This window comes from Mesorhizobium sp. M0518 (genome assembly GCF_040321125.1).
In the GTDB taxonomy this organism is placed as follows: Bacteria; Pseudomonadota; Alphaproteobacteria; order Rhizobiales; family Rhizobiaceae; genus Mesorhizobium.
Genome location: NZ_JAMYQY010000001.1, coordinates 411895 through 436633, shown reverse-complemented (window position 1 = coordinate 436633; position 24739 = coordinate 411895). Strand labels below are relative to the sequence as shown.

The window sequence follows — 24739 nt, the reverse complement described above, 5'->3', positions numbered from 1 at the left end:
AATAGATCAGATATACCACCTGAGAGGTATATACTAGCCGCCATTGGCTCTGGTAGCGTCCCGATATTGCCCTGTTGCTGGAGCCATCAGCCTTGACCGCAGTGCCCGACATCGAGTTTCGCGGCGTCACCAAGCGCTATGGCGCGGTGACCGCGGTCAGCGGCATCGATCTCGCTGTCCCGCCCTCCGCCTTTGTCGCCTTGCTTGGACCATCCGGCTGCGGCAAGACGACCTGCCTGCGCATGATCGGCGGTTTCGAACAGCCGAGCGAAGGCCAGGTGTTCATTCGCGGCCAGGACATGGCCGGCACGCCGCCCTACCGGCGGCCGGTCAACATGGTGTTCCAGCAATACGCGCTGTTTCCGCATCTCGATGTCGAGGACAACGTCGCCTACGGGCTGCGTCAGGCGCGGCCAAGGCTGTCGTCGCGCGAGATCGCCTCAAGAGCGGGGGAAGCGCTGGAAATGGTGCGGCTCGCCGGCTATGGCCGCCGCAAGATCCATGAACTGTCGGGCGGCCAGCAGCAGCGTGTGGCGCTTGCCCGCGCCCTGGTCAACAAACCGGCGGTGCTCTTGCTCGACGAGCCGCTGGCGGCGCTCGACAAGAAGCTTCGCACCGACATGCAGATCGAGCTGCAGAACCTGCAGCGCGAGATCGGCATCACCTTCGTGCTGGTCACGCACGACCAGGAGGAAGCGCTGTCGATGAGCGATTTCGTCTGCGTCATGAATGGCGGCCGCATCGTCCAGCTCGGACAGCCAAGCGAGATCTATGACGAACCGGCCGATTTGTTCGTCGCCGATTTCGTCGGCAAGACCAATCTCTTGAGCGGTACCGTCGCCGGACATTCGGGCGATCTGGTGGAGGTGGCGCTCGCGAATGGCACCGTCATTGCAGCGCGCAAACGAACCGCCCTGCAGCAAGGCGAGGCCGTTTCGGTCAGCCTGCGTCCTGAATCGCTCAGTCTCGGCGCTCAGACAGGCGGCCCATTCAAGGGCGTCGTCCGCAACCGGATCTTCCTGGGCTCGACGGCGGAATACGCGATCGAGGTCCAGGGCATCGGAACGCTGCTGGCCAAGGCCGATCACCTGATCGGCCACGGCAATCTCTTCAAGCCGGGTGAACCCGTCGCCATCGGCTTTGCCTCCGGAACGCCGCTGGCGTTTGCGGAGACCAAGAACAACGGGGCCAACCAGAGGGTAGATAAACATGTCGAAATCATATCGTGACGGACTGCCGATAAGCCCCAAGAATTTTGTCGATCAGCTGATGCGTTTGAAGCGCGGCTCGATCGGCCGACGCGACTTTCTTGGCCTCACCGGCCTTGGCATTGCCACGGCGGTGATGGCGCGCGAGATCGGCATCATGCCGACACCGGCCTTTGCCGCCGAAAGCCTTGGCGACCGCATGTCGATCGCCACCTGGCCGAACTACCATGACCCGGCGACGTTCGAGAATTTCAAGAAGGACACCGGCGTCGCCGTCGAGGTCAACGTGTTCGGCTCCAACGAGGAGATGCTGGCCAAATTGCAGGCCGGCGCCTCGGGCTGGAGCCTGTTCGTACCGACCAACTACACGATCTCGACTTACAAGAAACTCGGCATCATCGAGCCGCTGGAGATGGCGAAGCTGCCGAATTTCGATGGCTCGCAGGAGGATCCGCGCTTCACCGGGGAAGGCACGATCGAAGGGGTGACCTACGCGGTGCCGAAGAACTGGGGCACCACCGGCTTTGCCGTCAACACCAAGAAGCTGACCAAGCCGATGACGAGCTGGAAGGAGTTCTGGGACACCGCCATGGCCGAAGGCGACAGCCGCACCATGGTGCACGACTACCAGCTGACCACGATCGGCAATGCGCTGAAATATTACGGCTACTCGTTCAACTCGCTCAAGCAGGACGAACTGGCCAAGGCGGAGGAACTGCTGCTGAAGGTCAAGCCGCATCTGTTCGCGGTCTCCTCCGACTACCAGCCGGGCATGCGCGCCGGCGACGCCTGGATGACGATGTGCTGGACGAACGATGGCGCGCAGCTGCATCGCGACATTCCGGAGATCGCCTATGTGCTGGGCAAGGAAGGCGGCGAGATCTGGACCGATTTCTACGCCATTCCGAAGGATGCGCCGAACAAGCCGGCCGGCTACGCCCTGCTCAACTATCTGATGAATCCGCAGGTGGCGGTGAAGGAGCACCTGGCCAATGGTGCGCCCTCGACCGATGCGCGGGTCAACAAGCTGCTGCCGAAGGAAGTGCTCGACAATCCGATCCTCTATCCGGCGGCCGACCTGTTGACGCCGCTGGAATTCGGCGCGGCGGCAACGCTGACGGATCCCGGCCGCGCCGAGCTGATGGCGCGCTTCAAGTCGGCCTGAGCGACGGCCTCAAATTCTTTTCGGATAATTTGACCGGCGGGTTCATACCCGCCGGCACGGGGCAAATCTCTCCATGCACGGCAGCCGTCTTCGCAGGAATTTTCTGACCGCCATGCTGCTCGGTCCGGCGACTGCGTGGCTGGTGGTGTTTCTGGTGCTGCCGTTCATCGCCATCGCCGTGTTCAGCGTCGGGGAGCGGGCGCCGGAAGGCGGCTATCAGGCGGCTTTTACCTTCGCGCAATATGCCAATCTTCCAGCGCGGGCGACCGCCTTCTGGAACACGATGGTGCTGGCGCCGATAGGGGCGCTCGCCTGTCTGCTCGTCGCTTATCCCGTTGCCTATTATCTCGCCTTGCGCGCACCGCAGCGCTGGCGGCTGATCCTGCTGGCGCTGGTCGTCATCCCGTTCTGGACCAGCCTCCTGATGCGGACCTATGCCTGGATGTATATCCTGGGCGGGCGCGGCATCCCGGCTCTGCTGTCCTATATCGGTTTCGAGGATATCAGGCTGATCAACACGCCGGGCGCGGTGCTGCTCGGCATCGTCTATGGCTACTTGCCGCTGATGATCCTGCCGATCTATGTCAGCCTCGAGCGGCTCGACCGCAGGCTGCTGGAAGCCTCCGCCGATCTCGGCGCGACGCCGCTCTCGACCTTCCTCGGCGTGACCCTGAAACTGTCGTTGCCGGGCGTGATGACCGGCTTCTCGCTGGTCATGATCCTGCTGCTGGGCGAATATCTGATCCCGACGCTGCTTGGCGGCGGCAAGGTGTTCTTTATCGGCAATGCGCTGGTCGACCTGTTCCTGCAATCGCGCAACTGGCCGTTCGGTTCGGCCATCGCGATCACGCTGGTGCTGGTTTCGGTGGTGGTGCTGATTGCCGCCAATCGCATTTCGACCCGGGTTTCGGGCGCCCGCCGGGTGGATCTGATCTGATGCGCACCTTCGTCATTGCCGTCTTCGCCTTCCTCTATCTGCCGATCGCCCTGGTCGTGCTGTTCTCCTTCAACGCCGGCCACCATGCCAGCGAGTTCACCGGCTTTTCGGTGCAATGGTACGGCAAGGCGCTGGCGAACCCGTTCCTGGTCGAAGCGCTGAAGAACAGCCTGTTCATCGCCACCACCAGCGCCTTGCTGGCGGCGTTCTGCGGCACTGCGGCGGCACTCGGCCTGGCGCGTGTCGGCATCAGAACACGCGCGGTCTTCGATGCGCTTCTGGGCGCCGCGATCGTCGTTCCGGGCGTCGTCATCGGCATTTCGACACTGGTCGCGCTCGTCCAGCTGTTCACGGTCGTCAATCCGTTCATCGCCTCGATCTGGCCCGACGACCAGCCGCCGCGCCTGGCGCTCGGCTACGGCTCGATCATCGCAGCGCACGGCCTGTTCTCCATGGCGCTGGTGACGATGATCGTCGGCACGCGGCTAGGCAGCCTCGACCGCAATCTGGTCGAGGCGTCGAGCGATCTCTACGCCACGCCGTTGACGACGTTCCGCTCGATCGTGCTGCCGCAGATCATGCCGGCCATCGTTGCCGGCTTCCTGCTCGCCTTCACCTTTTCCTTCGACGATTTCATCATCGCCTTCTTCGTCGCCGGCGCGCAGACGACGCTGCCGATCTATGTCTTCGCGTCGATCCGGCGCGGCGTGACGCCGGAGATCAATGCCATCGCGACGATCGTGCTCGTCGCCTCCGTGCTGCTCGTGGTGCTTGCCCAATGGCAATTGCGCCGGCGCAAGCCGTCGAACTGAAAGTCGCATCATGATCCTCAAAGACCGCATCGCCGTGGTGACAGGCGCCGGCTCCGGCATCGGGCGCGCCGGCGCCATGATCATGGGCAGGGAAGGCGCGGTGGTCGTCATCGCCGACAGGGATGAGGCCGCCGGCGAAGCAACGGCTTTGGACATAAGGGCAGTGGGTGGCCAAGCCGAGGCAATCGCCACCGATGTCGCCGATGACGCAGCGGTCGAGCAACTCATTGCCGGCACGCTGGACAGGCATGGTCGCATCGACATCCTGCACAATCACGCCGGCATCCAAGTCGGCGGAACGCTGACAGAGGTCGAGGTCGGCGGCATGGACGCGTCATGGCGGGTCAATGTGCGGGCGCAGTTCCTGGCGGCCAGGATGGTCATGCCGTCGATGATCGCACGAGGCAACGGCGTCATCCTGAACACCGCCTCCAATTCGGGTGTGTTCTACGACCGCGAGATGATTGCCTACGCCACCTCCAAACATGCGGTGGTGGCAATGACGCGGCAGATGTCGCTCGACTATGCCCGGCACAATGTCCGCGTCAACGCGCTCTGTCCGGGCTGGGTCGACACGCCGTTCAACGAACCGTTCATCGCCCAGATGGGCGGACGCGAGGCGATCGAAACCTATGTCCGCACCAAGATTCCGATGGGGCGCTGGGCCAGCGCCGATGAGATCGCCGAAGCGATCCTGTTCCTCGTCTCCGACCGCTCATCCTTCATGACCGGCCAGGCGCTGGTGATCGACGGCGGTGAAAGTATCGGCTGAGACTTGTGCTTTCGTCACCAACCTCCTTTATTTCAGCGCCTTTCCAATACACTGCTCTACGACCTTCCTGGTGCCGCTGGTCGGCTGATAGGACTATGGTCCGGCCGGCATGGGACTTCAGTGCCATGGCCGATCAAGAGCGTTGATTTGTGTTTAATATCAAATGGTTATGGTGCCGGCGGGTTGTCAGATCGCGTATTGAGACAACATTTGTCTAAAGTTTACTCTGTACAATTAGTAATTCCTCATACGACGGTCGCCTAGCGGTTGGGCGAAGGGCGGCGATTCCCCGAGGAGATTACCATGACAAACCGAAAAACTCTGTTCGCGGCGCTTGCCGCATTGGCGCTTCTGGCATCTCCGGCGATAGCCGGCGGCAACGGCCACGGCGGCGGCAATGGCGGTGGCAATGCCGGCGGCAACGGCAACGGCGGGGGAAATGCCGGCGGTAACGGCGGCAATAGCAATGGCAAGAGCGGCGCTTCGCACGGCAAGTCTTCCTCGGCTCGGGGGCAGGTGGCAAAGGCCAAAACGGATGACACCACGGTCGACAAGACCACAAAGGTCTCGTCGGTTCCCAAGGAGAAGAACATCCACGCCAAGCTCGGCCGGCTGAACTCGCTTCAGCGCAACATCAACGCCTATATGAACTCGAAGAGCAAGAAGTTCGCCGCCATCCAGGCTTTCGTGACGCAGTCCGCGAAAGCCAAGGTCGCCGAGGCCGCCGCTGAGGCGGCCCAGGAGAAGCTGGATGCGCTGAATTCTCAGTTGACCGCGCTGACGTCGCTGACGCCCGAGCAGATTGCCGCCATGACGCCCGAGGATCAGGCGGCCTTGCCTGGGAAGATAACGGATCTGCAGGCCGAAATCACTGCCCAGGAGGCAGAGGTCACCGCCGCCAATGAGGCGGCTGCCGCGGCAGAGGTCGGCACCGATGATGCATCGCTCGACGCGGCGCTGACGGACATGGCCAACAAGCCGGTCGACGACGACGTCACGGCCTGGGCCCAAGGGGTCCTTGCCGGCAAGATCGACCAGACGGCTGCCGCGATGGAAGCAGAAACGACGCCGTAACGACTTGCCGTTGAAACGGCAGTAGCCAATCGAAGAAAGATGCCGCCGGACTTCGCCCGGCGGCATCTTTCTTTTTCCCGGCCATGGACTGGCATCCGGAGCTGGCGAGGTTCGAAACACTCAGACGTGCTTGCGGCCGCCGGTCGCGCGGAACCAGCTGTCGGGATAGGGATACCACCATTCCTGGATTGCCGGTTTGTGGTCGATGATCACCATTTTGGAGCGGCGGAAGGCATCCAGCCCCTGGCGGCCAAGCTCGCGGCCAAGGCCCGAGGCCTTCCAGCCGCCGAAGGGCAGAGCGTCATTGTCGATCAGCGGGTTGTTGACCCAGACCATTCCGGCCTCGAGCCTTTCGGCTGCCTCATGCGCCTCGGCCAGATCGGTGGTGAACACGGAGGCGCCGAGCCCGAACGGGCTGTCATTGGCAAGCCGGATCGCCTCGTCGAAATCCCTGACCCGGCAGATGGCGGCGACCGGTCCAAAGCATTCCTCGCGCACGATCGCCATGTCCGGGGTGACGCCGGTCAGGATCGTCGGCTCGTAGAACCAGCCGACATTGTGCGCAGGCGGGATGCGTCCGCCGGTGATCGCCTCGGCGCCGTGGGCAATGGCATCGTCGACAAGACGCATGACCTTGGCCCGCGCGGCTTCGCTGACCATCGGGCCGATCTCGGTCTGGTCCATGCCATTGCCGACACGCAGGGCACGCGTCTTTTCGGCGAACAGCGCGACGAAACGATCATGAACGGCATCGACCACGAAGAAGCGCTCGGCCGAGGTGCAGACCTGGCCGGTAAGGTGGAAGGCCGCGGTGACACTGCCGGCCGCCGCTACATCGAGCGGCGCGTGTTGGCTGATGATAAGCGGATCGCTGCCGCCGGCCTCGATGACGCAAGGCTTCATGCGTTCGGCGCAGGCCACCGCCACCGCCTTCCCGGCGGCGACCGAGCCGGTGAAGGCAACCGCGTGGGTGCGTTCGGAGGCGATCAGCGCTTGCGCCGTGGTCGCTCCACCAGGCAGGCAGGAGACCAGCCCCTCCGGCAGCGAGCGGAACACGGTCATGTAGTCCAGCGTCGACAGCGTCGTCGCCTCGGCCGGCTTGATGATGCAGGCATTGCCGGCGGCGAGTGATGCGGCGACCGTCCAGCACATCAGCAGGATCGGAAAATTGTAGGGCATGATGTGGACGGAGACGCCATAGGGCTCGTAGCGCGCATACTGGAACGAACCGGCCTGTGTCGTGCCGGCGATCTTGCCGGCATCGTCGCGCGCCATCTCGGCGTAGTAGCGGAAGATCGGCGCGCAGTTGGCGATCTCGCCGATCGCTTCGGGGTAGGGCTTGCCCATCTCGCGCACCATCAGCTCGGCGCAGCGGGTGAAGTCCGCCGCCTCGATGGCGTTGGCGACGGCATGCAGGTGCTTGGCGCGGCTCTTGGCGTCGAACTTTTTCCAGGCGGCCTGCGCCCTGGTCGCCGCCGTGAGCGCGGCATCGATCTCGCCGTCGGTGGCCGCAGCGATCGCCCCGACGGTTTCCAGCGTCGCCGGATCGATCACCGGTTTGCTCGCGCCGGCCATCGGCTGGTAATCCGGATTGACGAAGAAGGTCGGCCGGTCAGGGGAGAAATCCATGGACATCCTCTCGGATCCGCTCAGCGGATCATGTAGACCTTCTTGATCGTCTCATGGACGGTGCAGACGCCCTTCCAGTCCTGCGGAAAGAAGGCCGCCGTGTCCGGTTCGATCTCGATGACTTCGCCGGATTCATGCACATAGGTGCAGCGCCCTTCGAGGAAGTGGCAGAACTCGTCGCGGGTGACATGGCAATGCCATTTGCCTGGTGTGCAGACCCAAAGCCCGCATTCGGAGCGGCCCTCCGGCCCCTTGTGCAGCAGCTTGCCCGATGTGTGGGACTGGCCCTCGATCATGGTCGGGATGACACCCCAGTCGACGAGGTCGGTAATAGTGAGCGGGGATTTCATGATGGGTGTGGTCATATCGATTTCCTTGAAAAGGGGGCTCACCGGCACATGAAGGCCTTGGTCAGCGTTTGCGTGATGATGGAGATGCCGGTCCAGCCGGCGGGAAAGAACACAAGCGTGCCGGCCTCGACCGGGATCTCTTCGCCGTCGTCATGGATATAGCTGCCACGGCCTGAGAGGAAATGGCAGAACTCGTCGGCGCCAAACGTGACCTTGCGCGTGCCCGGCGTACACGACCACAGGCCGCATTCGCTCGATCCGTCCGGGTTCTGGGACAGGATCCTGCCCGAGGCGCGCGGCGAACCGGAGAGCGTGTTGCTGCCCGCGCCCCAGTCCTCCAGTTCCACGCTCGAGGCCTTCGGCCAGTGCGGTGTCGGCATGTCGTTAAGCTCCGTGGTCAGGCCAGCATGTAGACGTTGCGCATGGTCTCATGCACGGTGCATTCGCCTGTCCAGCCAGCCGGGAACATGACCACAGTCCCGGCGGAGATTTCTATCAGCTCACCGACATCTGACCGGTAGGTCGCGCGGCCGGTGACGAAATGGCACAATTCGTCGCGCGGGATATTGAGGCGCCAGCGCCCCGGCGTGCACACCCAAATGCCGGATTCCGGCTGGTTGTTCGGGCCCTTGTGCACGAGCCTGCCGGTCGAGTGCGAAGTGCCTGACAATGCGTCGGGTTGGGCGCCCCAGTCGACGAGATCGGTTCGGGTGGAGGCGTGGTGGAGGTGTGGTGCGGAGGAGGTCATGCGGAGGCTTCTGCGCGATGGTTGCTATTCATATGCTGCGCCAGGGCACCCCCCTCTGGCCTGCCGGCCATCTCCCCCGCAGGGGTGGAGATCGGATGTCGTCTCGACTTTCGCCAATCACCGGGATTGCAGAGTGAGACCCTGTGGCGAAGCTGCCAATCTCCCCCCTTGCGGGGGAGATGGCCGGCAGGCCAGAGGGGGGTGCTCAGGCTCGGCGTATCAACGACTTCAATCACAGCAGCGCCTCCAACAAACCCGCCGCCTTTTCCGGCCCATTCTGCCCCTGCATCTGTGCCGATGTCTTGGCCAGCTTTGCCTTCATCTTCGGGTCGGTCAGACAGGCCTCGATCATGGCAACCAGCTCGGCATCGGTCCAGTCGTAGCGCGGCATGCCGAAGCCGTGGCCGGTCTCCTCGACGCGGGTGGCGTTATCGTGACCGTCCCAGACATAGGGCATGATGATCGCCGACTTGCCGAAATAGAGGCACTCTGTGAACGAGTTGTTGCCGCCGTGGTGAATAACAGCGTCGACCTGCGGGATGACCGAAGGCTGCGGGAACCAGCTCTCGACGATGACATTGCCGGGCACGTCCGTGTACTGGTCTTTGTAGCCGCCGACATTGACCAGCGCCCGGTAGCGCGTCATGCCCAGCGTCGCGATGATGCGCTTCAGCAGCTCGACATCGCCGGCGCCGAGACTGCCGAAGGAGACATAGAGCAGCGGCCCGTCGTTATTTTCAGCGAAGGTCGGCACCGTGTAAGGCTTCTCCTGCCGCACGCAGCCTTCCAGGTACTGAAACTTGGCCGGGTCGAGTGGATGGCGGCGCTTGAACTTTGCCGCTTCGGGATAGAGCAGCAGGTTCAGATGGGGCGAGGCCTCAAAGAACTGGCCGATCGGATAGGACGCCTCGTTGTTGGCAGTCAGGAAGGCGTTGAAGTCCTCATGGATCGGCTCGATCACCGCGTTGAAATGGTCGCGGTAGCGCTGATGCCCGGCATGGTCGTTTTCGCCGCAGCCGGAGAGATGCGGCGGGATGTCCTCGTCCTCGATTTCGTTTTCCGAGCAGGAAATGACCCGCACCCACGGCTTGCCGTACTGCTTGATAGCCGGGAACAGGATGACGTTGTCGACGCAGATCACATCCGGCTTGATGGCTGAGAGAACGTGCGGCAGATCCTTCTGCGCCCATTTGGCGCTGTCGACGATCGCCGTCCAGCAATCCTTGACGTAATTGTCGACCTGGTCGTAGGGCGATTTGCGGAAGTTGGGGATGTGGCCGTTGATGAAATCCTCCCAGAATTTGGCCATCTGCTCTGGCGGCATCGGCTCGGACAGGTTCACCGGATGGGCCTCGAAGCCGTAGCCCTTGTAGACGTCGACGAAGCCGGGATCTGACAGGAACACCGCTTTGTGGCCGCGTGCCTCGACCGCCTGGGCGATGCCGACGGAATTGAGCGCCGGGCCATAAGCTGCTTCTGGAAAAAACGCGATCGTCTTCTGCGCCATCAGGCCTCTCCTTTATTCTGCGAAAACTCTGACATCGGCGGCGTCCCAGCCGAGTTCGACCTGATCGCCCGATGCGACCGGCCGGCGGTCTGCGGCATCAGCGGTGACGCGCACCAGGAACGGCTTTGGCGACAGGCCCGTGCGGACATGCAACTGCAGGTCGAGCCCCTGATAGGCCAGCGCCTCGACCGTGCCGGTGGTGCGGTTGGCGGTTTCACCCGACGGGAACAGCCGGATGCGTTCGGGCCGCACCGACGCGACAGCGGATGCGCCGATGGAGAGCGCGGCAGGAACCTTGCCGGATATCCGCGTGCCATTCGCGGCGACAACCCCATCGGTGGCGGCCTTGCCCGGCACAAAATTCATCACGCCGATGAAGTCGGCGACGAAACGGTCGGCCGGATGCTCATAGATCGCGTGCGGCGTGTCGCATTGCAGCAGCTTGCCGTCCTTGAGCACCGCCATGCGGTCGGCCATGACGAGCGATTCTTCCTGGTCGTGGGTGACGATGACGAAGGTGATGCCGACCTCGTGCTGCAGGCGCTTCAATTCCAGCTGCATGGCGCCGCGCAGTTTCTTGTCGAGCGCGCCAAGCGGCTCGTCGAGCAGCAGCAGACGGGGCCGTTTGACCAGCGCGCGGGCGAGCGCGACGCGCTGCTTCTGGCCGCCCGACAGCTGCTCCGGCTTGCGGTCGGCGAAGGGGACCAGCTCGGTTGTCGCCAGGATGGCGTCGACGCGGGAGTGGATTTCTGGCGCCGGCAAGCGCTCCATCTCCAGGCCGTAGGAGACATTGGCGCGGACGCTCATATGCGGAAACAGCGCGTAAGACTGGAACATCAGATTGACCGGCCGCTTGTTGGGCGGGGTTTTCGCAATGTCGTGACCGTCGAGCAGGATGCGCCCGCCACTAGGCGTCTCGAAGCCGGCCAGCATGCGCAGCAGCGTGGTCTTGCCGCAGCCCGACGGGCCGAGCAGTGCGAAGAACTCATTCTCGCGGATGTCGAGCGAGATGCCGTCGACAGCCGTCACCCGGCCGAAATTCTTCGACACCTTGTCGATGGCCAGCAGCGTGCGCGGTTCGCTCATTGGCCTATGATCCCACGGTTGAGCCGCTGCGACAGGGTCAGCGCGGTGATCGAGACCGCCATGACGATGGTCGCCAGTGCGTTGATCTCCGGCGTGATGCCGAAGCGGATCATCGCGTAGATCTGCATCGGCAGCGTCGTCGAGGAGCGGCCGGCGCCGGCGGTGAAGAAAGCGATGATGAACTCGTCGACCGAGAGCGTGAAGGCGAGCAGCGCGCCTGCGATCACCGCCGGCGCGATGACCGGCAATGTCACCCGCCTGAAGGTGGTGAGCGCGGAGGCGCCGAGATCGGCGGAAGCCTCGACGATCGACCAATCAAAACTCTTCAGCCTGGCGCGCACCACCGAGCAGACAAAGGCAAGGTTGAAGACGACATGGGCGAGGATGATGGTGTGCAGGCCCATGGTCAGGTTGAGCATGGAGAAGAACGAAAGCAGCGCGATCGCCAGGACGATGTCGGGAATGATCATCGGTGCGAAGATCAGCGCTTCGAGTCCCCTGCCATATTGCCGGCGCATCTCGATGCCGATCGCCAGCAGCGTGCCGAGCAGAGTGGCGATCGCGGTCGAGACCAGCGCCACGATCAGCGTGTTGAGCGCAGCGGAGAGGATCGCCGAATTGCCGGCCAGCGAGGCATACCATTTCAGCGAAAAGCCCGACCATGCCGTCGGCAGCCCGCCTTCGTTGAAGGACAGCGCCACCAGCACGGCGATCGGGATGTAGAGGAAAGCGAAGACGAGGCTGAGCACGAGCCAGAGCGTGCGCCGCGTGGCGGGAGAGCGCTCAGCCATCGGTGTCTCCGCCGGCTTGCGCGGCGTGGCCCGAGGCGCGATTGGCGGCGAGCGCCTGCGCCATCAGCACCAGAAGCATGATGGCGATCAGCGCCATCGCGAGCGCGGCGCCGAACGGCCAGTCGTTGGCGGTCAGGAACTGGTCGTAGACGAGGTTGCCGATCATCTGGAAGCGGCCGCCGCCGAGCAGCGCGGGCGTGACGAAATTGCCGATCGACAGCACGAAGACGAACACCGCGCCGGCAGCAATGCCGGGCACGGTCAGCGGCAGGATGACACGGCGGAATGTGGTCATGGCGGAGGCGCCGAGGTCGCGCGAGGCCTCGGCGAGTTCCGGGTTGAGGCGAGACAGTGGCGCGTAGCAGGCGAGGATGACAAAGGGCAAATAGTTGTAGATCAGGCCGGCGATAACGGCGCCTTCGGTGTAGAGCATCGACGGTGGCTCGCCGGTGTAGCCGAACCAGCGCAGCAACTGGGTGATCAATCCTTCGCGGTTGAGCAGCACGATCCAGGCATAGGTGCGGATCAGGTAGTTGGACCAGAAGGGCAGCACGGCGAAGAACAGGAACACCGGCTGCAGCCGGCGGGGTGCCGCTGATATCGCATAGGCGGCGGCGTAGCCGATCACCACCGCGATCAGCGTCGCGGTGCCGGCGATGCGCGCCGAGTTGAGGAAGATGCCGGCATAGAGCGGGTCGAAGACCAACCCGAAATTCTCCAGCGTAAAGGTGTATTCGATGCCGCCATAGATACCGCGCCGGAAGAAGGCGAGCGCCAGCACCAGCGCGCACGGCACCACCATCAGTGCGGTCAGCCAGACCAGCGCCGGGGCCATCAGCAAGGAGGAGCGAGAGGGTAGGTGCTTCACGAAGTGCCCCCCTCTGCCCTGCCGGACCCGGCCTTTCGCTTTCGCTTCGGGCGTTCGTCGTTCGGAAAGCCAAGCAATTGGCTTTCCGTCCGTTGCGCGGACCACTTCTCACCCCCTTCAAGGGAGGAGATCGGCAGTTCCAACCTTTCGCTTACTTTGAAAAATCGAAGATTGGCGAAAGCAATGCCACAGCCAATCTCCCCCCTTGAGGGGGAGATGGCCGGCAGGCCAGAGGGGGGCGACACGGAACGCAAGCTTGATTCCAAGATGCTGCTGGAACAGTCCCTACTGCGCCGCCTTGATCTCGCTGACGATCTTCGAATAGTCGCGCTGGGCGTCGCCGACGTCACGCAATTGCTCGAACTTGACGAGGTCGGCCACCGGCATCGCCATGTTGGGGAATTTGGCCAGGAAATCGGCAGGCAGGCTTTCCATGGCCGGCTTGTTCGGCACCTTGTAGTCGATGTTCTGCGCTGCCCAGGCGTGGTTCTTGGCGTCGAGCATGAAGTTGATGAACTGGAAGGCGGCGTCCTTGTTGGCGGAGGCCTTCATCACCACCATCGTGTCGACCCAGAGGTCCGAACCTTCCTTGGGAATGACGTATTTGATCTCGGGTTTTTCGGCGATGCCGTAATTGCACCAGCCGTCCCAGGCCTGCACCATCAGCGCCTCGCCGGACACCAGCTTGGAATAGAAGGTGGTGTCGTCATAGGCGAGCAGGGTCTTCTTGGCCGAGATCAGCAGATCCTTGACCTCAGCCATCTTGGCCGGGTCGGTTTCGTTGACCGAATAGCCCTTGTCGAGCTGGCCGGCGGCCAGCAGCCAACGGTCGGTCGCCAGCATGGTGGTCTTGCCCTTCAATTCGTCGGAGGGCGCGAGCAGGTCGCTCCAACTGGTTGGTGCGACCTTCATCAGGTCCGAGCGATAGCAGAGGCCGGTGGTGCCCCAGGTGTAGGGCACCGAGAATGCATTGCCGGCATCGTGAGGCAGCTTGGTTGCTTCCGGATAGAGGTTGGCGAGGTTCGGTATCTTGGTGTGGTCGATCGGTTCGGTCAGGCCGAGCTTGTTCAGCACCTCGGCGAAGGGCGAGGAGACAAAGACCACGTCATAGCCCTTGCCGCCGGCGGCGATCAGCTTGCCCATGATCTCTTCATTGGTGGCGTGCACCACCACCTCACCCGAAACGCCGGTCGCGGTCTTGAAGGCGGCCATCGCGTCGGGCGCCATGTAGCCATCCCAGTTGGAAATGACGAGATCAGCAGCCATCGCCGGCGCGGACAGCGCCAAGGCCAGGCCAAGTGCGAGCGAAGATGTTTTCAGCGCACGGCGCCGCAGGCTGGTAGCGGTCATGACAGACTCCCATTCCGGTTGATCGTCAAATTTCATTCGCCGGACCAACGCCTGCGACCTTGCCGCTGCCTCGATCCTGTTCCCTCGGTCTTTTTCTCGCCGATTGTCCTGACAGTACTATTGCAGAAAAAAGTACGTCAATCCATAATTTGTCAAGCGACCGAGGAAACTGGCCGATTGCGTCCGTGCGGGCGATCGGTCAAATCAATGCGGTCATGTCGTTTTCCACTGGACCAGTCATGCAAGCCGTAGCCAGACGACCTCGCACCAACCATCTCGATCTGGCGCAGCGCATCCTGGATGTGGCGCGGCAGCGCGGCTTTGGGCCCGGCGCACGCTTGCCGGAGCAGCAGATCGCCTCGCTGTGCAATGTTTCCCGCACACCGGTGCGGGCAGCGCTCGGCCTGCTTGCGGAGCGAGGCGTCGTACGCTGGGAGGCGGATTCCGGGTATCATCTGGCCATCGACCTCACCGCGCAGGCTTCGGTCGCCACGGAATTGCCCGCTGCCGAGGAGGACGAGCTGGCCGAGGCGATCCTGCGCGACCGGTCGGCGCGGCGGCTGGACCAGACAGTGACCGTTGCGGGGTTGATGCGGCGCTACAGTTCCGACCGAAAGACGGTACTAAAAGCGCTCAACAAACTGACCGAAGAGAACTTGTTGGACCGTGCGCCCGGCCAGTCCTGGCTGTTTCGACGCACGCCAGACGATCCGGAGGCGCAAGGCGACAGTTATGAATTCCGTCTGCTGCTGGAGCCCGCGGCCATCCTGACGCCGGGTTTCCGGCTGGATGGCGCGCGGGCGGCGACGTTGCGCCAGGGCATGGAAGCGCTGGTGGCGCTGCCGGACGCCGCCTTCGACACACGCGAGTTCCAGCGGCTGGACATCGATTTTCATGGCATGCTCGCCGAAGGCTGCGCCAACCGCTTCGTGGCCGACGCACTCGCCGATCACCTCAGGCTGCGCCGGCTGCCGGGCATCTATGCCGGCGTCAACGTCTTCCGGTTGCGGCAATCGCTGCGCGAACACCTTGTTATACTCGACCATCTTGAAAGCCTGCAGTATGAGGTGGCTGCCGATCTACTGCGCATCCACCTGCGGCTCTCCCGCAACCAGCGACCGCAAGCGGCCAGTCGCGGGGCGCCTGCCCTGTTCGGCATGATCAGCCGGCCGGATTGACGAGGATTAATTGACGCGTAAAGCCAGCCCGACCATCGCGCTGTTCCCCGAAGCAAGCTTCGGCGCGGCGTTGAATTGCGTCGGCATCGCGCAGGCGTTGCGCGCGAGAGGCGCTCGGCCCGTCTTCATCTGCCATGCCGGCTTTTCCGGCGTCTTTGCCGACTATGGTTTCCAGGAATACCAGTTGCCGACAGAAGAGCCGCTGAGCGACAGCGAACGCCAGAGCTACTGGCAGGCTTTCGTGCGCCGGCACCTGCCGCATTTCCGGCTGAGCCCGATCGACCAGCTGGAAACCTATGTCGCGCCGACCTGGCAGGCCATCGTCGACACCGCGGTCAATGCCGAGGCGCCGCTGCGCCAATTGCTGGCGCGGCTGAAGCCGGACGCGGTGGTGCTCGACAATGTCATCATGTTCCCGGCGATCGCCGCCGCCAGCTGCCCCTGGGTGCGCGTCGTCTCCTGCGCCGAGACCGAGCTTCCGGATGCCAATGTGCCACCCTATCTGTCGGGACTTGGCGCCGACGACCCGCAACGCGCGGCGTTCGAGGCCCGCTATCTCACGGCCTCGGCACCGGCGCATGACCGCTTCAACCGCTTTCGGATGGATGCCGGCCTGGCGCCGCTGCCGAAGGGCCTGTTCCTGGAGACGTCGCCCGACCTCAATTTGCTGCTGACGCCTTCGATCGTGCGCCGCGAGCGCGCCGAGCCGCTCGACCCGGCCCGCTTCGTCTATCTCGAAGGCTGTGTGCGTTCGGAAGGGCCGTTCGAGGTGCCGGTTTTTCCGCGCAATGGCGGGCCGCTGGTCTATGTCAGCTTCGGCAGCCTCGGCGCCATGGATGTCGGGCTGATCGAGCGCATGCTGGCGGTGTTCGACAGGCTGCCGGCCCGCTTCATCGTCAATGCCGGCGGCCTGCGCGACGCCTATCGCGCGGTGCCCGACAATGTCTATCTCGACGCCTGGTTTCCGCAGCCCTCGGTCGTGGCGAAGTCGGATCTGTTCATTCATCATGGCGGCAACAACAGCTTTTGCGAGGCGCTGCGCTTCGGCGTGCCGTCGCTGATCATGCCCTATTGCTGGGATGGGCACGACAATGCGCGGCGCGCCGGAGAGACCGGTGTCGGAGACCATATCGGCCGTGACGCCTGGACCGAAGGAGTGTTGGAGAGAGCCATTCTCGGCCTGCTGGCCGACGATGCCATGCGCACCCGCCTCAAGGACAATGCAGCCCAAATGGCGCTGAAACCTGGAACGGATGCGGCCGCGCAAACCATACTCTCTCTGATACGGACGTGAACGAAATGCCTGACAACAACACGAACATCTCGCTCTCCAGCGGTACCGATGCCAAAGCCTGGCTGGTCCGGCACGGCATCAACGAAGTCGAGTGCCTGGTGCCCGACATGAATGGCGTCCTGCGCGGCAAAGCGCTGCCTACGGCCAAATTCCTCCAGGCGCTTGAAGACCGCGCGCTCTATCTGCCGAGCAGCGCTTTCCTGGTCAGCATCGACGGCCGCTACTCCGGCTCGATCGACGAGGGTTTTGCCTATTCGGATCCGGACATGCGCATGGTGCCTGATGTATCGACGCTCTGCCTGGCGCCGGGTGCCGCTCCCGGCAAGGCCTATGTCTTTGCCGATGCCTTCCATATGGACGACCGGCCTTGGATGGCCTCGCCGCGCCATGTGCTGCGCGCCGTGCTCGATCTCTACGCCAAGCGTGGCTGGCGGGCGGTGGTGGCGCCCGAGCTGGAATTCTATCTCACCGCGCCCAATCCCGATCCGGACCGTCCGCTGACCGCGCCAGTCGGTGGCAACGGCCGAGCCGAGACAGTGCAGCATCCCTATGACATGGCCGCGCTCGAGGAGTTCGAGCCGGTGATCCGCCGCATCTATGACTACGCTGCGGCGGCCGGACTGCCGCTCGACACGCTGATCCACGAATCAGGTACGGCGCAGCTTGAGATCAACTTCCTGCATGGCGATGCGCTGCCGCTGGCCGACAAGGTGCTGCTGTTCAAGCGGCTGACGCGACAGGCCGCGCAGCAAAGCGGCATGCACGCCACCTTCATGGCCAAGCCGATCGCCGCACAGGCCGGCAGCTCGATGCATCTGCACATGTCGGTCATCGACGAGGCCGGCAGGACGTTGTTTGCCGGCAGCGACGATGCCGACACCGCAATGTTCGGCCATTTCATCGGCGGCCTGCAGAAATATGTCCCGGAAATCATGCCGCTGTTTGCGCCCAACGTGAACTCTTTCCGCCGCATCAGGCCGAACCACAGCGCGCCGGCCAACATCGAGTGGTCGCATGACAACCGTTCCTGCGGCCTGCGCGTGCCGGCCGGCGGCCGCTCCGCGCGGCGGGTCGAGAACCGGCTGCCGGGCGCGGATTCCAATCCTTACCTGGCGATAGCCGGCTCGCTGCTTGCCGGCTATCTCGGCGTCGAACAGAGACTGGCGCGGTCGGCCGAAGCGTCGGGCAATGCCTACAAGATCAAGAGCACGCTGCCGAAAACCATGGAGGAGGCGCTCGATCGTTTCGAGGCTTGCGGCCCGGTGCGTGAACTGCTGGGCGAGGATTTCTTCCAGACCTATCTGCGCGTCAAGAGCGTCGAGCTCGACCTTTTCCAGGGCGTGGTGACCAGCTGGGAACGCGACCACCTTCTGCTGAAGGTGTGACTATGGCTTGCAGTTCAACGGGCTTCAATTCGGGCCTCGATATCGCCAAATCCTATTATGTCGCCACCGCCAATCCAGCGCCGGACCATCCGGCGCTCGCCGGCGATGTCGATGCCGACCTGGTGGTGGTCGGCGGCGGGTGCACAGGGTTGTCCGCCGCCCTTCACGCCGCCGAGCGTGGGTTGAAGGTGGTGCTGCTCGAAGGCGGCAAGATCGGCTGGGGGGCGTCGGGGCGCAATGGCGGCCAAATGATCCCCGGCCTGCGCAAGGGCGCCAAGGGACTGGTCAAACTCTACGGGCCGGAGCGGGCAAAGGTGCTGTTCGATCTTGCCTTCGAGGCGCGCGGGCTGGTGCTCGATATTATCGAGCGGCATGCCATCGACTGCGATCTCAGGCTGACCGGCCATCTGGTCGGCGCGGTCAACGGCTCCGACCTTAGGGATCTCGAGGAAGAGGCCGAGTGCCTGGCCACGGTGATGAAGTTCCCGCATGCGGAAATCCTATCGGCGGCTAAAGCCCGAGCCAAGGTCGATACACCCTACCATGGCGCGATGTACGAGCCGCTCGGCGGCCACATGCACCCGCTCAACTACACGCTCGGCCTCGCCCGCGCCGCGGTTGCTGCGGGCGTCACCATCCATGAGAATTCGGTCGCCGTGCGGCTGGAGCGCGAGCCTTCGGTCCGGGTCTCGACATCAAAGGGTTCGGTGCGTGCCAGACATGTCGTGCTGGCGGGTGACGCTCTGCTCAACGGGCTGGAGCCGCGCGTCAACAGCCGCATCATGCCGGTCGGCAACTACATCGTCGCCACCGAGCCGCTGGAGGGCAAGCGCAATGTCATCCCGGCCAATGTCGCGGTGTCCGACACGCGCTTCGTCGTCAACTACTACCGCATGTCTGCGGATGGCCGCCTGCTGTTCGGCGGCGGCGAACGCTACACGCCGTCACCGCCGGCCGATATCGCCGGCTTCGTGCGGCCGCATATGGAAAAGACCTTTCCGCAGCTCAAGGGCTGCCGCATCGATCATGCCTGGGGCGGGCTTGTGTCGGTGACGACATCGCGGCTGCCGCACGTCGGGCACTATGGCGAGGTCTATTTCGCGCATGGCTATTCCGGCAAGGGCGTCATCCTGTCGACGCTGTCCGGTAAGCTGCTGGCCGAAGCGATCATGGGCGACGCCTCGCGGCTAGATTTGTTCTCGACACTGACGCCGATGCCGTTTCCGGGTGGGACGGCACTGCGTGGGCCGCTCTATGTGCTCGGCATGCTGTGGTACGCGATGCGGGATCGGATCAAGCATTGAAGTCGCGTTGCTGCAACGGCACAAAATAGTACCCGTAGCGATCCTTCACACCCCCCTCTGTCCTGCCGGACATCTCCCCCGCAAGGGGGAGATTGGCAGGTTCAGCGCTGCGCTCGCCCTACAACGGTGTAGATTTGGCGAAAGCCGAGATAACAGCTGATCTCCCTCCTTGCGGGGGAGATGGCCGGCAGGCCAGAGGGGGGTGCTGTCCCGCCGACTTAGATCACGAAAAAATCCTCGATGCGCTGCCTGGCCTCCAGCAGCACGGGCAGGATCTCCCGCTCCATCTCCGCGACAGAAAAACGCGCGGATTGCGTCGAGACGTTGATGGCCGCGACCGTGCGCTCTGCCCGGTCGCGGATCGGCACGGCGATCGAGCGCAGGCCGAGTTCCAGTTCCTCATCGACGATGGCAAAGCCGTCCGCTTTCGCCTTGCCGATGGCGCCGGCCAGCAGCCTGACGTCGATGATCGTCTTCGGCGTCCGTCTCTCGATGGTCGCCTGGTCGAGGAATGCGTCCAATTCCTGAGGCGTCAGGCCCGCGAGCAAGATGCGCCCCATCGAGGTGCAATAGGCAGGCAGCCTGGTGCCGACATCGAGTGACACGCTGAGAATGCGGCGGCCGGGAATGCGGGCGACATAGACGACATCCTCACCCGACAGGATGGCTGCCGAGCAGGCCTCGTTCAGCTGTGCGGCGACCGCGCGCATGATGGGGGCGGCGAAGGCCCATAGCGAGGCGCCGCCGAGCCAGGTGCGGGCAACCGTCAGCAGGCGCGGCGACAGCGAGAACACGCGGCCGGCCTGTGTTGCATAGCCGGTGGCGGTGAGTGTCAGCAGGAAGCGGCGGGCGCCGGCGCGGGTCAGGCCCGCTTCCTCGGCCATTTCAGTCAACGTCATGCCCGAGGGATGGCGGGCCAGGATCTCCATGACGGCAAGGCCGCGTTCAAGCGAGCCGACATGATCACGGGAAACAGCCTCTTCGTCCATCTTGTCTCCGCAGAACGACATCGGCGTCAGGATTGACTCCACGCCTCTGCTCAGCATAGAAAGTATCGCATATAAAACATATGTTCGCAATACGAACTTTCTCAGCCTGGAGCCGATGCGATGGTCAAGTTCCTGCCGCTCAAACAGGCCGTGGCCGAGAATTTGAAAGATGGTGACACGGCTGCCTTCGAGGGCTTCACCCATCTGATCCCGACGGCGGCGGCGCATGAGGCGATCCGCCAGGGTTTTCGCGACCTGACCTTGATCCGCATGACGCCGGACCTCATCTACGACCAGATGATCGGCATGGGCATGGCGAAGAAGATCGTCTTCTCCTATGTCGGCAATCCCGGCGTCGGCCTGCTGCGCCGCGCCCGCGATGCCATCGAGAACGGTTTCCCGCGCTCACTTGAAATCGAGGAGCACAGCCATGCCGGCATGGCCAACGCCTATGAAGCGGGTGCTGCCGGCCTGCCCTGCGCGGTGTTTCGCGGCTATCGCGGTGCTGGCCTCGCGGCGGTCAACCCGAACATCAAGTCTGTCACCTGTCCGTTCACCGGCGAGGTGCTGGCCGCTGTTCCTTCGATCCGGCCTGACGTCACCTTCATCCATGCGCAGAAGGCCGACAAGAAAGGCAATGTGCTGGTCGAAGGCATCATCGGCATCCAGAAGGAAGCGGTGCTGGCGGCCAAACGCGCGGTGGTGACGGTCGAGGAAGTGGTCGACAATTTCGACGATCTGCACCCCAACCTGACCGTGCTGCCGCGCTGGACGATTGCCGCGATATCGGTCGTGCCCGGAGGCTCGCATCCGTCCTACGCGCATGGCTATTATGCGCGCGACAATGCCGCCTATCTCGAATGGGACGAAATCGCCGCCGACCGCGAGAAATTCCAGGCGTGGATGCGGGCCAACGTCATCGAGAAGAGTGCCGGCGATTTCGAGGCCCGGGTCGAGCATCTGAGGAAAGCGGCATGAGCGACAATCAGGGCTTCACCCCCAACGAGATGATGACGATCGCCGCCAGCCGCGCGCTGCGCAATGACGATGTCTGTTTCGTCGGCATCGGCGCGCCATCCGCCGCTTGCAATGTGGCGCGGCTGACGCATGCGCCCGACATCACCTTGATTTACGAGAGCGGCACGATCGGCACCGCGCCCGACGTGCTGCCACTGTCAATCGGCGATGGCGAATTGTGCGAAACCGCCGTCACCACCGTCGCGGTGCCGGAGATGTTCCGCTACTGGCTGCAGGGTGGGCGCATCTCGATCGGCTTCCTCGGTGCGGCGCAGCTCGACAAGTTTGGCAACATCAACACCACGGTCATCGGCGATTATTTTCACCCAAAGACCAGGCTGCCCGGCGGCGGCGGCGCGCCAGAGATCGCGACGTCGTCGAAGGAGATCTACATCACCATGGCGCAGACCAAGCGCGGCATGGTCGAGAAGATCGATTTCTTCACCTCCTTCGGCCATGGCGAGGGCGGCGATCATCGAAAGCGTCTGGGCATCGACACCGCCGGCCCGACCTTGCTGATCACTGATCTCGCCATCTGGAAGCCGGATCCGGTGAGCAAGGAATTCACCGTCGTGTCGCTGCATCCAGGCGTCACCCGCCAGCAGGTGCAGGAGAGCTGTGGCTGGGTGGTTAAGTTCGGCGAGGCGCTTGACGAAACGCCGGCGCCAAGCGAACTCGAACTCAAGACATTGCGCGACCTGCAGGCCCGCACCAAGGCGGCGCATGAGGGAACCGGAAAAGCAAAGGCTGCATGACATGGCCGAGGCCTACATCTGTGACTACATCCGCACGCCGATCGGCCGCTTCGGCGGCTCGCTGTCTTCCGTGCGTGCCGACGATCTCGGCGCGATACCGCTGAGGGCATTGGTCGAGCGCAATCCCGGCATCGACTGGCAGGCTGTCGACGATGTCGTCTATGGCTGTGCCAACCAGGCCGGCGAGGACAACCGCAACGTGGCGCGCATGGCGCTGCTGCTGGCAGGCTTGCCGAAGGAGATTACGGGCTCCACCGTCAACCGCCTGTGCGGCTCCGGCATGGATGCGCTGACCATCGCAGCCAGGGCCGTCAAGGCAGGCGAGGCGGAACTGATGATCGCGGGTGGCGTCGAATCGATGAGCCGGGCACCCTTCGTCATGCCCAAGGCCGACACGGCGTTTTCGCGCAATGCCGAGATTTACGACACCACCATCGGCTGGCGCTTCGTCAACCCACTGATGAAGAAGCAGTATGGCGTCGATTCGATGCCGGAGACCGGCGAGAATGTCGCGGAAGAGTTCGCCATCTCCCGCGCGGACCAGGATGCCTTTGCCGTGCGCAGCCAGGACAAGGCGGTCGCCGCGCAAGCCAATGGCCGGCTGGCCAAGGAGATCACGCCAGTGACGATCCCGCAGCGCAAGGGCGATGCGGTTGTCGTCTCGAAGGATGAACATCCCCGTGCTGGCACGACGGTCGATGCGCTGGCCAGGCTGCCGACACCGTTCCGCCAGGGCGGCACGGTGACGGCCGGCAATGCCTCCGGCGTCAATGACGGGGCGGCGGCCCTGATCGTTGCCTCCGAGGCAGCCGTGAAAAAGTATGGCCTGACGCCGATCGCCCGCATCCTCGGCGGCGCTGCCGCCGGTATTGCGCCGCGCATCATGGGCATCGGCCCGGTGCCGGCGACGCAAAAACTCTGCGCGCGGCTTGGCCTGACACCAAAACAGTTCGATGTCATCGAGCTCAACGAAGCCTTTGCCTCGCAAGGCATCGCCGTGCTGCGCCAGCTCGGCATTGCCGAGGATGCACCGCACGTCAACCCGAATGGCGGAGCCATCGCGCTTGGCCATCCCCTGGGCATGTCGGGTGCCCGCATCTCCGGCACGGCGGCGCTGGAGCTTCGCGAACGTGGCGGCCGTTATGCGCTTGCCACGATGTGCATCGGTGTCGGCCAGGGCATCGCGGTCGCGCTGGAACGGGTTTGATCGGCGGCCCTTGCTTGGCCGGCTAAGATCAAGAATCCGGTGCGCGGTTCAAATTTGACCACGTGGACAAAAGTCTGGCGTCGTTCCATACTTCCCCGTCTGACATTTTCACGAACAGCCGGCTCGACACGGCTGTCGAACAGAGGGGAATGCAATGGAAAACCGGAACAATAAATCGCAGACAAAACGCGAAGGGCTTTCGCGACGCAATGTGCTGGAGCTGGGCGCGCTTGGTTTGGCGGCAACGATGCTGCCGGGCGCCGCCTTCGCGGCGGACAAGAAGCTGAAGGTGGCGGCGATCTTCGCCACGCCGATCGAGGAGCCGTGGGACAACCAGATCCATGTCGCCTTGCAGAGGGCCGAGAAGGAACTCGGCATCGAATACAAATGGTCCGAGAAGGTGCAGACCGCCGATTTCAGCCGCGTCATGCGCGAATATGCGCAAGGCGGCTACCAACTGGTGCTGGGCGACGCCTTCGCCGCCGAGCGCGAATCGCGCCGCACCGCCAAGCAGTTCCCGAAGACCGCCTGGCTGTTCGGCTCCGGCGCCGGCCCGGCGGAACCCAATTTCGGGGTGTTCGACAACTGGATCCACGAGCCCGCCTATCTCTCGGGCATGATCGCTGGCAAGATGTCGAAGTCGGGTACGATCGGCGCCGTCGCGGCGATGGGCATTCCGGAGGTGAACCGGCTGGTCAACGCCTTCTTCGCCGGCGCCAGGGAGGTCAATCCCAACATCAAGAAGAAGGTCGCCTTCATCGGCTCGTTCTTCGATCCGCCCAAGGCCAAGGAAGCGGCGGTCGCGCAGATCGACGCCGGCGTCGACGTCATCTACGCCGAGCGCTTCGGTGTCATCGAAGCCGCGGTGGACAAGAAGATCCTCGCCATCTCCAACATGTCCGACCAGTCGAGTCTCGGCCCCGACACGGTCATCACCGGTCCGGTCTGGGACATGTATCCGACGGTCGAGCAGGCGATCAAACTGGTCAGGGCCGGCGTCTTCACCGCGCAGGACTATGGCGATTTCTCGCGCATGGCCAAGGGCGGCTCGCATCTGGCGCCCTACCACAAGTTCGACAAGACGCTGCCGGCGGACGTCAAGGAGCTGGTCGAAAAGAAGAAGGCGGAGATTCTGGAAGGCAATTTCCGGGTGGATGTGGACGAGAATACGCCGGTTTCGGATTGATTTCTTTACCCTCCCCCTTGTGGGGAGGGTCGATCCGCGAAGCGGAGCGGGGTGGGGGTCCTCGTAGGGCGCATCCCCACCCCGTCTCGCAATCTCCGCTTCGCTCCGACTGCGAGCCGACCCTCCC

Annotated in this window: 24 protein-coding genes; 14 read left to right on the top strand and 10 right to left on the bottom strand. The window is 63.7% G+C overall.

The genetic code is table 11. The features are described 5' to 3' along the window. The first annotated feature begins 92 nt into the window (after nucleotides 1-92). From NKI66_RS02155 to NKI66_RS02130, 6 genes are all read left to right on the top strand, one after another. On the top strand, nucleotides 93-1229 hold the full coding sequence (locus NKI66_RS02155) for an ABC transporter ATP-binding protein (protein ID WP_127296589.1): 1137 nt from the start codon (nucleotides 93-95) through the stop codon (nucleotides 1227-1229). Continuing rightward, complete coding sequence (locus NKI66_RS02150) at nucleotides 1210-2373, top strand: ABC transporter substrate-binding protein (protein WP_128304130.1); 1164 nt, start codon at nucleotides 1210-1212, stop codon at nucleotides 2371-2373. Before NKI66_RS02155 ends, NKI66_RS02150 begins: the two co-directional genes overlap by 20 nt. A 73-nt stretch (nucleotides 2374-2446) precedes the next feature. Continuing rightward, on the top strand, nucleotides 2447-3310 hold the full coding sequence (locus NKI66_RS02145; protein WP_352750666.1) for an ABC transporter permease: 864 nt from the start codon (nucleotides 2447-2449) through the stop codon (nucleotides 3308-3310). After that, on the top strand, nucleotides 3310-4122 hold the full coding sequence (locus NKI66_RS02140; RefSeq protein WP_352750664.1) for an ABC transporter permease: 813 nt from the start codon (nucleotides 3310-3312) through the stop codon (nucleotides 4120-4122). The genes NKI66_RS02145 and NKI66_RS02140 overlap by 1 nt, the downstream gene beginning before the upstream one ends. 10 nt (nucleotides 4123-4132) lie before the next feature. After that, nucleotides 4133-4894 (top strand): SDR family NAD(P)-dependent oxidoreductase, encoded by a 762-nt coding sequence (locus tag NKI66_RS02135; protein WP_352555545.1) that lies wholly within the window; start codon nucleotides 4133-4135, stop codon nucleotides 4892-4894. A gap of 303 nt (nucleotides 4895-5197) precedes the next feature. Continuing rightward, nucleotides 5198-5968 (top strand): hypothetical protein, encoded by a 771-nt coding sequence (locus NKI66_RS02130; RefSeq protein ID WP_023811201.1) that lies wholly within the window; start codon nucleotides 5198-5200, stop codon nucleotides 5966-5968. Between the two features lie 120 nt (nucleotides 5969-6088). Here the strand turns inward: NKI66_RS02130 and NKI66_RS02125 are convergent, their stop codons facing one another. The 9 genes from NKI66_RS02125 to NKI66_RS02085 all read right to left on the bottom strand — a co-directional run bounded on the left by NKI66_RS02125 (nucleotide 6089) and on the right by NKI66_RS02085 (nucleotide 14297). Further along, the gene (locus tag NKI66_RS02125; RefSeq protein WP_352750662.1) at nucleotides 6089-7597 is read right to left on the bottom strand and encodes an aldehyde dehydrogenase family protein; all 1509 of its coding nucleotides are present in this window, start codon (nucleotides 7595-7597) and stop codon (nucleotides 6089-6091) included. Nucleotides 7598-7617: 20 nt separating this feature from the next. Further along, on the bottom strand, nucleotides 7618-7962 hold the full coding sequence (locus NKI66_RS02120; protein WP_136618026.1) for a cupin domain-containing protein: 345 nt from the start codon (nucleotides 7960-7962) through the stop codon (nucleotides 7618-7620). A gap of 23 nt (nucleotides 7963-7985) precedes the next feature. Further along, nucleotides 7986-8327, bottom strand: coding sequence for a cupin domain-containing protein (locus NKI66_RS02115; RefSeq protein ID WP_352442114.1), 342 nt, complete (start codon nucleotides 8325-8327; stop codon nucleotides 7986-7988). Between the two features lie 17 nt (nucleotides 8328-8344). Beyond that, complete coding sequence (locus NKI66_RS02110; RefSeq protein WP_352442115.1) at nucleotides 8345-8695, bottom strand: cupin domain-containing protein; 351 nt, start codon at nucleotides 8693-8695, stop codon at nucleotides 8345-8347. A 232-nt stretch (nucleotides 8696-8927) separates the two neighbouring features. After that, complete coding sequence (locus NKI66_RS02105) at nucleotides 8928-10202, bottom strand: glycosyltransferase (RefSeq protein WP_352442116.1); 1275 nt, start codon at nucleotides 10200-10202, stop codon at nucleotides 8928-8930. Between the two features lie 12 nt (nucleotides 10203-10214). Further along, complete coding sequence (locus NKI66_RS02100) at nucleotides 10215-11288, bottom strand: ABC transporter ATP-binding protein (protein ID WP_352442117.1); 1074 nt, start codon at nucleotides 11286-11288, stop codon at nucleotides 10215-10217. Further along, nucleotides 11285-12079, bottom strand: coding sequence for an ABC transporter permease (locus tag NKI66_RS02095; protein ID WP_023811194.1), 795 nt, complete (start codon nucleotides 12077-12079; stop codon nucleotides 11285-11287). Before NKI66_RS02095 ends, NKI66_RS02100 begins: the two co-directional genes overlap by 4 nt. After that, nucleotides 12072-12914, bottom strand: coding sequence for an ABC transporter permease (locus NKI66_RS02090; RefSeq protein ID WP_352442154.1), 843 nt, complete (start codon nucleotides 12912-12914; stop codon nucleotides 12072-12074). Before NKI66_RS02090 ends, NKI66_RS02095 begins: the two co-directional genes overlap by 8 nt. A 318-nt stretch (nucleotides 12915-13232) precedes the next feature. Next, the gene (locus tag NKI66_RS02085) at nucleotides 13233-14297 is read right to left on the bottom strand and encodes a polyamine ABC transporter substrate-binding protein (RefSeq protein WP_023811192.1); all 1065 of its coding nucleotides are present in this window, start codon (nucleotides 14295-14297) and stop codon (nucleotides 13233-13235) included. 239 nt (nucleotides 14298-14536) lie between these two features. On the opposite strand from NKI66_RS02085, the gene NKI66_RS02080 reads away from it, so the two are divergent. From NKI66_RS02080 to NKI66_RS02065, 4 genes are read left to right on the top strand one after another with little or no spacing between them, the layout of a single operon-like run. Then, on the top strand, nucleotides 14537-15475 hold the full coding sequence (locus NKI66_RS02080) for a GntR family transcriptional regulator (RefSeq protein WP_023811191.1): 939 nt from the start codon (nucleotides 14537-14539) through the stop codon (nucleotides 15473-15475). Nucleotides 15476-15485: 10 nt separating this feature from the next. Next, nucleotides 15486-16769 (top strand): glycosyltransferase, encoded by a 1284-nt coding sequence (locus tag NKI66_RS02075; RefSeq protein WP_352442118.1) that lies wholly within the window; start codon nucleotides 15486-15488, stop codon nucleotides 16767-16769. A 5-nt stretch (nucleotides 16770-16774) separates the two neighbouring features. Further along, on the top strand, nucleotides 16775-18154 hold the full coding sequence (locus NKI66_RS02070; protein ID WP_352750660.1) for a glutamine synthetase family protein: 1380 nt from the start codon (nucleotides 16775-16777) through the stop codon (nucleotides 18152-18154). A gap of 2 nt (nucleotides 18155-18156) precedes the next feature. Beyond that, nucleotides 18157-19458, top strand: a complete 1302-nt coding sequence (locus NKI66_RS02065; protein ID WP_352750658.1) for an NAD(P)/FAD-dependent oxidoreductase — start codon at nucleotides 18157-18159, stop codon at nucleotides 19456-19458. A gap of 218 nt (nucleotides 19459-19676) precedes the next feature. Here NKI66_RS02065 and NKI66_RS02060 read toward each other — a convergent pair whose 3' ends face one another. Then, the gene (locus NKI66_RS02060; protein WP_352442121.1) at nucleotides 19677-20447 is read right to left on the bottom strand and encodes an IclR family transcriptional regulator domain-containing protein; all 771 of its coding nucleotides are present in this window, start codon (nucleotides 20445-20447) and stop codon (nucleotides 19677-19679) included. A 120-nt stretch (nucleotides 20448-20567) separates the two neighbouring features. Here NKI66_RS02060 and NKI66_RS02055 point away from each other — a divergent pair, with 120 nt between their 5' ends. The 4 genes from NKI66_RS02055 to NKI66_RS02040 all read left to right on the top strand — a co-directional run bounded on the left by NKI66_RS02055 (nucleotide 20568) and on the right by NKI66_RS02040 (nucleotide 24612). Then, nucleotides 20568-21425, top strand: coding sequence for a CoA transferase subunit A (locus NKI66_RS02055; protein ID WP_023811186.1), 858 nt, complete (start codon nucleotides 20568-20570; stop codon nucleotides 21423-21425). Beyond that, on the top strand, nucleotides 21422-22219 hold the full coding sequence (locus tag NKI66_RS02050; protein WP_352442122.1) for a CoA-transferase subunit beta: 798 nt from the start codon (nucleotides 21422-21424) through the stop codon (nucleotides 22217-22219). Before NKI66_RS02055 ends, NKI66_RS02050 begins: the two co-directional genes overlap by 4 nt. A gap of 1 nt (nucleotide 22220) precedes the next feature. Further along, nucleotides 22221-23426 (top strand): 3-oxoadipyl-CoA thiolase, encoded by a 1206-nt coding sequence (gene pcaF, locus NKI66_RS02045; protein ID WP_352750719.1) that lies wholly within the window; start codon nucleotides 22221-22223, stop codon nucleotides 23424-23426. Between the two features lie 154 nt (nucleotides 23427-23580). Then, complete coding sequence (locus NKI66_RS02040; protein WP_352613373.1) at nucleotides 23581-24612, top strand: BMP family protein; 1032 nt, start codon at nucleotides 23581-23583, stop codon at nucleotides 24610-24612. The last annotated feature ends 127 nt before the right edge of the window (nucleotides 24613-24739 follow it).